At 41.8% G+C, this 849-nt stretch carries 1 protein-coding gene; it reads right to left on the bottom strand.

All coding sequences use genetic code 11. The features are described 5' to 3' along the window. Positions 1-496: 496 nt before the first annotated feature. A complete protein-coding gene (locus FC90_RS06810) occupies positions 497-802 on the bottom strand; it encodes a hypothetical protein (protein ID WP_057908522.1) in 306 nt (101 codons plus the stop codon). Between the last annotated feature and the right edge of the window lie 47 nt (positions 803-849).

Raw genomic sequence — 849 nt, 5'->3', positions numbered from 1 at the left:
CGGCCGCCACGTTGGGTGCGCGGTGGTGGTGGCTGGAGCGCGACCAACGTTATGCCATTCTAGATCGCGCGGATTTTGCGCGTTCTAGAATGGCTACCCATCTAACCAAAATTAAGAATTTAAAAACCGCCTAAAGCACTGATATAATAGTGTTTTGGGCGGTTTTATATGATATAATATACGTAAGCAGTAAGTTAATGACGGTGGCTAATCTCCATGAAAGTGGGGTGATGCCTATGGTTAATAAGTGTTGCCCTAGAAAGGGGAACATGTTGTCAGTTTTTGATGCGCTGATGTTTGCGATTAGTTTTGCAACACTGGTTATCGAAATTCTGAAATTTAACCGTAAAAAATAACCGTCTCAACTTTAGCAGGTTGACGGTCATTTAGGTTAAACTTTATGATTTAAAACACGCTACCGTCTTAAACGGACTGCGTAGGGGCTATGTTGTCGCATAGCTCCTTTTTGTATGTCTTAATTATAACACCGATTCTACTATCGTTCAATCAATCTGAAAACGATATGTGCTTGACACTCTTGTACTTCTATAACTTCACCTTGTTCGTCTACCCTACCGTTCAGATAGTCGTCAATCTCAAACTTGCCGTTAAGCCAGCTTACCGCTTGTGAAAGGGTCTTAAATTCTTCCGTGTACGCGTCGCCGTCTGTATTGTCAATTGCAACAAAGCTATTAGTGCTAACAGGTTGATTGAACTTCCCTTGTAGAACGTCGCCAACGGTTTGACTTTGGTAGTTTTCTAGTAAAAACGTTGCTTGTAATTGTGTGATTATATTAATCATTTCTTCCACGCTCCTCCGCCTTCTCTCGTCATTGTATCAATTTCGCC

It is taken from the genome of Latilactobacillus graminis DSM 20719, assembly GCF_001436415.1.
Lineage (GTDB): Bacteria > Bacillota > Bacilli > Lactobacillales > Lactobacillaceae > Latilactobacillus > Latilactobacillus graminis.
This window is presented reverse-complemented; position numbering and strand designations above follow the sequence as displayed.